The sequence below is a fragment of the Liquorilactobacillus cacaonum DSM 21116 genome (assembly GCF_001436735.1).
GTDB lineage: Bacteria > Bacillota > Bacilli > Lactobacillales > Lactobacillaceae > Liquorilactobacillus > Liquorilactobacillus cacaonum.
In genome coordinates this window covers 1-310 of sequence record NZ_AYZE01000007.1, presented here as the reverse complement: position 1 = coordinate 310, position 310 = coordinate 1, and the positions used below count along the sequence as shown (strand labels likewise).

The following is a 310-nucleotide window of genomic DNA, read 5'->3' as shown; positions in this document are numbered from 1 at the left end:
TCGGTTTGTTAATTATTTTAGAAAAATATTATCTAGTTTTCAAAGAACAAGTTCAACAACTTTCGTTGTTAATGGAGCCTAACGGGATCGAACCGATGACCTCCTGCGTGCAAAGCAGGCGCTCTCCCAGCTGAGCTAAGGCCCCAAAAAATTATAAAAAAGGATGGGCCTAAATGGACTTGAACCATCGACCTCACGCTTATCAGGCGTGCGCTCTAAACCAGCTGAGCTATAGGCCCATAACATCCTCAAAATGAGAGTAGACCTCTCAAAACTAAACAAAGTTTCAACTATCGTGTGTAGGTTTCCG

Annotated in this window: 2 tRNA genes; both read right to left on the bottom strand. The window is 42.6% G+C overall.

What is annotated here, in order from left to right:
* Positions 1 to 72: 72 nt before the first annotated feature.
* Positions 73 to 145 (bottom strand) — tRNA-Ala (locus tag FC80_RS01420).
* Positions 146 to 164: 19 nt separating this feature from the next.
* Positions 165 to 239: transfer RNA gene (locus tag FC80_RS01415), tRNA-Ile, on the bottom strand.
* Positions 240 to 310 lie beyond the last annotated feature (71 nt).